The following is a 9321-nucleotide window of genomic DNA, read 5'->3' as shown; positions in this document are numbered from 1 at the left end:
GGAAAAAGGCTTTGAAATCAAAGGAGATCAAGAATTAGTGGAGGCATTTCCACAATTACAATTAGCACAGGGAAATGAATGGGGAAGTGCATTTTTAAATAAGACAGTTGCCTTTAAACTTGTTGATAGCTTAGAAGCGGCTATTACTTGGATAAATCAATATAGTAGCGGACATGCGGATTGTATCGTCACTGAATCATATCAAGAAAGTCGGCAATTTGCTTTGGGAGTAAATAGTGCTTCCACATATATAAATGCTTCCCCACGTTTTTCTCGTACTCCCTCCGGTGGCGATGCCGTCTTTTTAGGAATGTCCAATCAGAAAGGACATAGACGGGGATTAATTAATTTAGAAAGTTTGACAACAGTTAAGCATATTGTCCAGGGGAACGGGCGATTTTAGCTGAATTACAAGCAAGATAATATCTCAAACCAAAATATCCCCGACTTTGAAAACAGTCAGGGATTTTGGGTAATACTATTGATTTTGATTACTTATTGATTGATATCATCTCCGGTGCATCACTTGTAATTAAACATTCTCCGCGTCTGTTTTATCCTAGTGATTGAGATGAACTTGATATTACTTACTTGTAGGTGTAATAAACCTTTTTACCTGTATCAGGTACAAATTGGCACTCTTTTGCAGAACGTAAAAGTGATTTCCAAATCGGTTGTTTTGACTCAAAGAAATATTCACCCATGATTGGTTTAATCGCCGCAGTTGCTTTCTTCAAATTATAATGCGGCATATTTAAGAAAATGTGGTGTGCGACATGAGTCCCAATATCATGGTGAATATGATTGATAAAACCATAATCTCTATCAATTGTGGAAACCGCACCTTTTAAGAAAGTCCACTCATCACCTCGATACCAGGGAATTTCAGGTTCGGTATGGTGTAGATATGTCACCAAATCCAACCAGATGACAAACACAATATAAGGCATCAAGTAGTATTTCAACAACCACACAAAGCCCCACTGATAGGTAAGGAATCCTAACAAAGCCACCATCGCACTCCAACAAATGGTGCTGGTAATTACATCCCACTTTTCCGAGGGTTTAAATAACGGACTTTTGGGTGAAAAATGAGAACCAGTTTTACCAGGCGATCGCACAAACAAGTAAAACGGATACGCTAATAAAAACGCATAATGCCGCCCTAACATAGTTAGGAAATCAGCTTTGTTATATTCCGACTCGCTGGAAGGATACCAGCTTTCATCATTTTCCAAGCTACCTGTATTTTTGTGGTGAGTACGGTGGCTAATCCGCCAACCATGGTATGGAACTAAAATTGGAGAATGACAAACATGACCCATAAAGTCATTCAGCCATTTGTATTTGGAAAAAGACTGGTGTCCGCAGTCATGTCCAACTACAAATAAAGCCCAAAACATGGTTCCTTGCATTATCCAAAAAATTGGGAAGAAATACCAGGAGTCGAGACGATAGGCTATTGCATAGAGTAATGCGATCACAGCAACATCGCGGCAGAAGAAAAACATTGACTTGACAACGCTAGGTTGAAAGCATTCCGCAGGAATTGCTGCTTTTAAATCTCCAAGGGTGAAAGGTAAATTGGTACTTTCTTCTTGCGATTCAAGGGCTTGCTGATTGTTGAAATTTAGTGTATTCGATGTCACTTTATTCTATTTTAAGCTTATAGCCGAGGTATTTTTGTCCACTAAGATATAGCGCAATTTTGTTAAATCACTTGCGCTGTCTGCTAAATTAAATTAGCCTTTAATATTTTTAACATTAGGTTGCTAAAAACACAAATTTTTTCTCAAGTTACCAACTTTTTGTTTTGCGAATATAAAGATTACTGAACAGAAACTGAAGTTTCTGTCAGTTAATTTTCAGCCTTACAAGTGCAGTTGTAGGACAATCCTAAATTGCAAATTGTCACAATGTGCAAGACAATACAAATTTAGCTAGAATTAGGAGTTGGCAAAAATCTCTGGTGTTGGCAATGACTTTTTATCTAAGCCTGTGCCCAAGATTTTCAGGAAATCATAATTAGCTTTGAGAGCTTCTCCTAAGGTTGGATATATATTGTAATTGATATCATATTCAGCACAAACTTCAGCTAGGATTGGAGCAATTTTTGGATAGTGGATGTGACAAATGTGGGGGAATAAATGATGAATAACTTGATAATTTAAGCCACCAACGTACCAATTAATGAATGGATTTTTGGGAGCAAAATCTACGGTTGTTTTAACTTGATGAATTGCCCATTCGTCATCAATATTATTTGATGGCATTTCTGGTTGGACAAAGTCTGCTGGCTCTAAGACATGTGCGAGCATAAAGACATTACCAATTAGTAATCCATAGGTCATGTAGGTAATGCTAAATCCAATCAATGTTTCCAGTGGTGAATAACCGACAGCAATAGGAATAAAGCAGAAAATTCCTAACCAAACAATTTTACCTGCGAGCAAAACAAGTATTTCTTTTGTCTTAACTGGGACTACATGTTCGTGATACTTTTTCTTGAATAAGATAATTTGTACATCGGCAAATGACCAATAAAAAGGAATAATCGCATAGATGAAATTAATCAATATATGTTGGTATTTGTGATACCAACGATGTTCCATATAAGGCGACATTCTTACCAATCCATCACCATGTATTTCAACATCATGCCCTAAAATATTGGTATATGTATGGTGCAAATAATTATGGCGAAATCTCCATAGATAACTGGAAAGCCCAATGACATCATAAATTAATCCGATCGCTCGATTAATTGATGTTTTATTCGAGTAGCCACCATGATTAGCGTCATGTCCGACACTAAAGCCAATACCTGCAATTCCCAATCCTAAACAGACACATCCAAGTATTTTTATCCAGATAATATCGGGACTAAATAGGGTTATACACCATGCAGAAATAGTCCAGGCTAAAATAATCAAGCTTTTGAAATACATTGCCGGGTTATCACGTTTAGCAATGTTATTTACTTGGAAATAATTATCGACTCTTTGGTTGAGTTTTTTTCTAAAACCAACATTTTTTGCAAATGTGATTTTTGGATTTGTTTGTATCATGAATTCGGTTAGTAGGGTAATATATCCCCGATTTTTGCAGAAGTTTAGAGATATCGTTTTGATGCAATAAAAAAAGATGAGAAGCGAGACATTCAGCTTCCCATCGTTAGCAATTTACTATTTATTTCCCAGTTTCGTATTCTTTAAAAGTGAGATAGCCGCTATCTTCTTTGTATAACTGGCATTCATCCGTTAACTGCTTCATTAAAGACCATGAGAAATTACATTCTTCATGCAAATAACTTCCCCAATTTTCTTGAATGCTGCTGTATGCTTTCCGCAAGTTATACCAAGGGATAGCTGTGGAAATGTGGTGGGGTACATGGACGCTGATATCGTGACAGAGAAACTCTACCCAAGCCGGATAATTACAGTGAATCGTACCAGAAAGTTGGGCGATCGCTTCGTTCCATTTTGTCGCTCTCTCGAATGGTACATCCGGTGCAGTGTGGTGAACGTAAGTAAATGTACTCATCCAGAAATGGTACACTAACCAAGGCACAACCCAGAATTTGATGAATCCCCAAATGCCTGTAGTAATTAGGAGTGTGGGGAAAACAATCGCAGCAAACACAGCCACAACTGTTATGGATTGCTTGACTTTGGCGCGGTCTTTTTCAAGGAAATTATTGGGATCAAAGTGGATCATTGCCCAATGTCCCACCGAACCAATCCACCAGAGTTTATTAGTGAGAAAAGTCTTCAGAATTACTTTCCAAGTCGGACTGCTGTTTTCATAAGCTTCTGGGCGGATGGGATGCCAAGCATTATCATAATCAAGCTTGTTTGTGTGTTTGTGGTGATAATTATGACCAATTCGCCAAGCGTGAAATGGGTAGATTAAGGGAGCAAAAACTAAATGTCCTACGAGGTCATTTACCCAATGCTTGTTAGAAAAAGAACGATGTCCGCAGTCGTGACCAATAACAAAAAAGCCCGTTAGCGCCGTGCCTGTAAAAATCCAGGCAAACGGTAAAAGATACCAGGGTGCGAATACCAAGCTAGCGTAACCCAAAGCTACCATCAGAACATTTACAACTACCGTCATCCAAGCTTGACGACTATCTTTTTGGAAGCACTCACGGGGTAAGGATTTGATAATATGCTTGAGCTTGATTTCAGGATTGTTGATGTCGCTGGAGAAACTTTTTTCTAATTCTCTACGAGCTTTTTCGCTATTAACTATTGATGTTGTCATGAATACCTAGAATACTCCTCACTACCAAGTCACTCTAATTGAGTGAAGAAGTTCTGAATACTGAGCGCTGAGTCTTGAGTCTATCTATTTTTTTAATGACTTTGCTGATTATGAAAGTCTTTGAATTTACAACTCTAACTCCTATGTCGGTGCGATATATTGCGCCTAACTCTTGACTCCTGACTCTATAAAAGTGTCTTGTGGTAAAGTTTTGTAACAGTTTCTCAGATTATAGCAAGATATACCAATAATCTGAAGCCCCGCTATTTTGAGACATAAATATAAAGCGGGGAGTTTAAATGGCGATGAGCAAGAAAATGATTATCTTAACTGCTAGCGGCAGACTCTCTTTTTGGAGCCAATTTAACGTTAGTTGCTAAACCGAAGAATTGTAAAACTTGAATTGTCATCCAGGTAAAATCAATTTCCCACCATTCCAAGCCATGACGTGCAGAATACTGGTAAGCATGGTGATTATTATGCCAGCCTTCTCCATAGGTAAGTAATGCAACCCACCAGCAGTTGGTGGAATGATCGCCAGAGTCGTAGGTTTTATAACCAAACTTGTGAGTAGCGCTATTTACAAACCAGGTAAAATGCCACACCATAACCAGGCGAACAAAAACACCCCAAACAACAAAAGACCAGCCACCAATCGCAAGTAACGATAAACCCAGGATGACCTGGAGTAAAATCATATTTTTCTCTAAAAACTGGTAAACTTTGTCTTCATTGATGTCTTTAGTAAAGCGGGGGACATCAGCGAAAGCGGGGGATTGATAGAACATCCAAACGATATGGCTCCACCAGAAACCCTTGTTGGAATCATGAGGGTCTTGTTCTTGATCTGAGTGCAAATGGTGGATACGGTGCATACCAGTCCAGGCAATCGGGCCACCTTGGCAGGTGAGAGTACCGCAAAATGCGAGAAAATATTCAAGCCATTTGGGGGTTTGAAAACTGCGGTGGGTAATTAGACGATGAAACCCTAAAGTGATACCTAAGCAACCCGTCATCCAGTAGAGGAAGACGCACACGCCGAGGGCTTGCCAGCTAAAATTGCTCGGAATTAGGGCAAATAAAGCACCAACGTGCAAGCTAGAAAAGAAAAGGATGTGAGTCCAATTAAGTTGGGACTTGGTTGAAGAAGCAATTGTCATGCAGTAACCGCCAATAGGATTTTTGGAAGGAGCCTTATCTCTTGCGATTCATTCGCTTAGTTCGGGCAAAATGTTAATTAATTGGGAACAAAGGACTAATGAATAGCTTGGAACAGCTGCGACAAGCAGAAGAGGCACTGTTACAGATTTTTTCTGGAATTGACGCGACAGTCAAGCAAAATCTCCAACGAGTATTAAATGCCTTTCGCCACCATCGTGTCGGAGCGCACCATTTTGCAGGTGTTACGGGATACGGACACGATGATATGGGACGGGAAACGTTGGATCAAGTCTTTGCTGAGGTTATGGGTGCCCAAAAAGCAGCAGTCCGGGTACAATTTGTCTCTGGAACTCATGCGATCGCATGTGCTTTGTTCGGCGTACTTCGTCCGGGTGATGAGATGCTAGCCGTTGTGGGCGCACCCTATGACACGTTAGAAGAAGTTATCGGCTTAAGAGGTAAAGGTCAAGGTTCCCTTATTGAGTTTGGCATAAGTTACCGAGAATTGGAGTTAACTCCAGCAGGAAGAATTGATTGGAATGCATTGAGTCAATCGATACAGGAAAAGACAAAATTGGTTCTAATTCAGCGTTCCTGCGGTTATGCTTGGCGTTCTAGTCTCTCAATCGCAGAAATTGAAAAAATTATAAAGATTGTCAAGCAGCAAAATCCTCATACTGTTTGTTTCGTTGATAACTGCTACGGTGAATTTATTGAAACCCAGGAACCAACCCATGTTGGTGCAGATTTAATGGCGGGTTCCTTAATCAAAAATCCGGGGGGGACAATTGTTACTGCTGGGGGTTATGTGGCGGGGCGAGAAGATTTAGTCGAAGCTGCTGCATGTCGTCTGACTGCACCAGGTATTGGTAGTGAGGGTGGAGCAACATTTGACCAGTTGAGGTTACTATACCAAGGCTTATTTTTGGCACCGCAAATGGTGGGGGAAGCGATGAAAGGGACTCATTTGACGGGGTATGTATTTGATAAATTAGGCTATCCTGTCAATCCTGCGCCTTTGGCACCCCGTCGAGATGTTATCCAGGCTATTAAACTTGGTTCCCCAGAAAAACTTATTGCCTTCTGTAAAGCTATTCAACAGAGTTCTCCTATTGGTTCCTACCTCGACCCTATTCCTGACGAAATGCCTGGCTACGAGAGCCAAGTAGTCATGGCTGGGGGAACGTTTATTGAGGGTAGTACGTTAGAATTTTCTGCTGATGGTCCGTTGCGAGAACCCTACATAGTTTATTGTCAAGGGGGAACCCATTGGACGCATGTTTCTATTGCCTTGGAAAAGGCGATCGCAGCAGTGGGAAAAGTATAATCTCCAATAAAATCCGTTGTAGAGAGTTTCTGCTGGAATCTCTCTATAATTAATGCTTTATCAGAAAATTTGAGTTATAAAATTATACAATTAGAACTATTTTTAATTTCTAAAGCAAGGGGTTATCAAAAATATATGATATTTGAATACCGACTCAATTTAAAAGACTTTCAAGAGATGAACAAAGCACATCCAAAAAAGATATTGAAAATTTACTTTTTGGGTCTTGCTGTATTTTTAATTTTCATGTCTTTGCTGCCACTTATTCAAAGTGGTAAAATCATACTGGAAGAAATAATTACAACTGTAATACTGCCGAACTTAATATTATTTCTCTGCCTTTATTTAGGGATAAAAATCATTACGCCTTTGATACTTAAATATAATTGGAAAAATCAGCCAGCATCTCAATATGAGATTCATGTTGAAGTTGTTGAAGAAGGTTTAATCATCACTACTCCTGTTGCTGAAAGTAATCTGAAATGGGGAATTTTTCAAAATTGGCTTGAAACTCCAAACCTCTTTCTGGTTTATCAAACTAAAAGCTGCTGTAATATTTTTCCCAAACGGGCTTTTAGTAGTGAGATCGAGATGAATCAATTTCGAGATATCCTCCGGGAAAAAGTTTCCCCAACCCAGAGGAATTAATAAATTTTCTTCTCTCCTTGAATAATAAAAATTGAGATGTACCCAATCGACGGAATAATAAAATAAAAAAATTAGGTATTTATGTATTCAATATCATCCAAATAAATATACTCTTATTTTATTGTATTGTAAATATTTTTATAGGCTTCCATAAAAGTCCTAAAAGACTCCTGCGAAAGTTTTTTAGTGATTAAGTCAGCAACAACTTTTTGGAAAATTTTATCTAATTCTTTTTGTTGTAAATTTTTATCTGGAATTGTATTTGGTAATAGCTGCATAACTTCATTGATGTAGCTAAATAACAAATGATTTTGACTTTGTTCGCTTACCTGGTATGAAATTTGCTTTTCCCGTTCTATAGTTTCACGAGATGTTTTATAGGCTTCGTTAAAAGTTCGGAATGCTTCTTGGGAAATCTGCTTATTGAGTAACGCAACAGCAGCATTATTAAAAACTTGATCAAGTTGATTTTGTCTATCTTCAAGACTAATTTGCCTACTACCCATTAATTGAATCGCTGCATCAATATAATTGTCTCCTTGCTGGGCGCGTTGTTGCTGTCTTTCTATTGTTTCTCTAGCTGTTTTATAAGCTTCATTAAAAGTACGAAAAGACTCCTGAGAAATATTATCTACATCTAAAGCTTTTGCTGCTCTTTCAAAGATTAAATCCAGGATTTGCTGTCTTAGCTCTATATCATTATGTATATCATTTTGACCTGTATTTTGTAATTGCTTTAACTGTGGTTCTATCTTCTGCTCAATCCAAATTCTAAAATCACCTTGATACTGTTGCTTTAATGTCTCCAGTTTATCATCAAATTTTTTGAGTCTTTCTTGAAGCTCATTATCAGTATTACTCATTAAAGCAATGGATAATTCTATATACTCGTCAGCTTCATTTTTCTTGCCGCTAGCAACCCAAGATTTTAAATTTTTAATCCAAGAAAAACAAAGTAAGATGATTGTTAATACCAATGCTAAAAAATCCGCATTTTCTTGTACAAATGATGGTTTATCTCTATCATAAAAAGAAATTGCGCCAGCATGTAAGGGAGGCACAGCCGAATCATTTTGACTATCCGGTTTACTAATTGTCGCCACTAAAGGTTTTACCTCTGGATGTTCCTGGGCGATCGCATTAGCAATATCTTGGCGATTTTCTAATATAATCTGTGTAATATCTCGAATTACTGCATCATCAACTTTATTGCTAGTAATCAACAACCTCGACACCGCAATTGTTGGTAAATCTTTTTCGGGTACAGCTGGATTACCCTTATATGCACCTCTGGGAATTGTTGTGGCTTCAAAGGCAGGATGCTTAATTTTCATTGCCTCTGCTTGATCAATTCCAACTAATCTGCCACCATAATTCTGTACTATTAAAGAAATACCTTGGTTTCCTGCTGCGCGTACACGAAATAATGCATCCGCACGTTGAAACTTAAAATCTTCCTCCGCTTGCTTGTCATCATAACCCTGAATCTCTAAACCTTTAATTCTGACTTCCAAATTTTCATTGATTTCATTGAAAAATCTATAATGTCTAGCAACTTTTTGAAATGATTTATATTGTCCACCCTCTACAGGTAAAGCAATTGTTTTGCCTTTGAGTTGGATAAAGTCTTGAATTTTTGGATCACGAACAACTAATTGAAATAAATCTTTATATAAAATTGCAACAGTTCGGAATGAAGGTTTTGATGAATTATTGGTATTAGTTGATACATCTATATTTTCACTAACAACATCAGCTTGGGCAGTAGCCAGATGAACATCACCTTTTTCTAATAACTGTAAATTTTCTTTGGTTCCGCCAGTTGTTATCACATTAACTTTGATATTAGAACGCTTTTCAATTACTTTAGCGATCGCATCACTAATAATATAACTTTCACCCTGCTTATCACCAGCTGC

Annotated in this window: 7 protein-coding genes and 1 pseudogene; 3 read left to right on the top strand and 5 right to left on the bottom strand. The window is 38.1% G+C overall.

Going from position 1 to position 9321, the window contains the following annotated elements:
• Positions 1 to 403 (top strand): annotated as a pseudogene (locus VB733_RS26830) (gamma-glutamyl-phosphate reductase); the annotation flags it as partial.
• Between the two features lie 184 nt (positions 404 to 587).
• Here VB733_RS26830 and VB733_RS26825 read toward each other — a convergent pair.
• From VB733_RS26825 to VB733_RS26810, 4 genes are all read right to left on the bottom strand, one after another.
• Positions 588 to 1649, bottom strand: coding sequence for a fatty acid desaturase (locus VB733_RS26825; protein WP_323343099.1), 1062 nt, complete (start codon positions 1647 to 1649; stop codon positions 588 to 590).
• 297 nt (positions 1650 to 1946) lie between these two features.
• On the bottom strand, positions 1947 to 3068 hold the full coding sequence (locus VB733_RS26820; protein ID WP_323343098.1) for an acyl-CoA desaturase: 1122 nt from the start codon (positions 3066 to 3068) through the stop codon (positions 1947 to 1949).
• 121 nt (positions 3069 to 3189) lie between these two features.
• Positions 3190 to 4266 carry a fatty acid desaturase gene (locus VB733_RS26815; protein ID WP_323343097.1) on the bottom strand — a complete coding sequence of 359 codons (1077 nt, stop codon included), beginning with the start codon at positions 4264 to 4266 and terminating at the stop codon, positions 3190 to 3192.
• A 326-nt stretch (positions 4267 to 4592) separates the two neighbouring features.
• The gene (locus VB733_RS26810) at positions 4593 to 5426 is read right to left on the bottom strand and encodes an acyl-CoA desaturase (protein ID WP_323343096.1); all 834 of its coding nucleotides are present in this window, start codon (positions 5424 to 5426) and stop codon (positions 4593 to 4595) included.
• A gap of 98 nt (positions 5427 to 5524) precedes the next feature.
• Here VB733_RS26810 and VB733_RS26805 point away from each other — a divergent pair, with 98 nt between their 5' ends.
• Both VB733_RS26805 and VB733_RS26800 read left to right on the top strand, forming a co-directional pair.
• Positions 5525 to 6754, top strand: coding sequence for a methionine gamma-lyase family protein (locus VB733_RS26805; RefSeq protein ID WP_323343095.1), 1230 nt, complete (start codon positions 5525 to 5527; stop codon positions 6752 to 6754).
• Between the two features lie 246 nt (positions 6755 to 7000).
• On the top strand, positions 7001 to 7402 hold the full coding sequence (locus tag VB733_RS26800; RefSeq protein WP_323343094.1) for a YcxB family protein: 402 nt from the start codon (positions 7001 to 7003) through the stop codon (positions 7400 to 7402).
• 113 nt (positions 7403 to 7515) lie between these two features.
• Here VB733_RS26800 and VB733_RS26795 read toward each other — a convergent pair.
• On the bottom strand, positions 7516 to 9321 hold a 1806-nt coding region (locus VB733_RS26795; RefSeq protein ID WP_323343093.1), incomplete at its 5' end, for a TAXI family TRAP transporter solute-binding subunit.

The organism is Calothrix sp. UHCC 0171, assembly GCF_034931845.1.
Taxonomy (GTDB): Bacteria; Cyanobacteriota; Cyanobacteriia; order Cyanobacteriales; family Nostocaceae; genus Brunnivagina.
The sequence above is the reverse complement of the archived record's forward strand: the minus strand, read 5'-3'. Positions and strand labels throughout refer to the sequence as shown.

Excerpts from the sequence above, each read along its gene's own strand:
- VB733_RS26800 (WP_323343094.1), top strand. The coding sequence starts at position 7,001 with ATGTCTTTGCTGCCACTTATTCAAAGTGGTAAAATCATACTGGAAGAA.
- VB733_RS26805 (WP_323343095.1), top strand. The coding sequence starts at position 5,525 with ATGAATAGCTTGGAACAGCTGCGACAAGCAGAAGAGGCACTGTTACAG.
- VB733_RS26815 (WP_323343097.1), bottom strand. The coding sequence starts at position 4,266 with ATGACAACATCAATAGTTAATAGCGAAAAAGCTCGTAGAGAATTAGAA.
- VB733_RS26810 (WP_323343096.1), bottom strand. The coding sequence starts at position 5,426 with ATGACAATTGCTTCTTCAACCAAGTCCCAACTTAATTGGACTCACATC.
- VB733_RS26820 (WP_323343098.1), bottom strand. The coding sequence starts at position 3,068 with ATGATACAAACAAATCCAAAAATCACATTTGCAAAAAATGTTGGTTTT.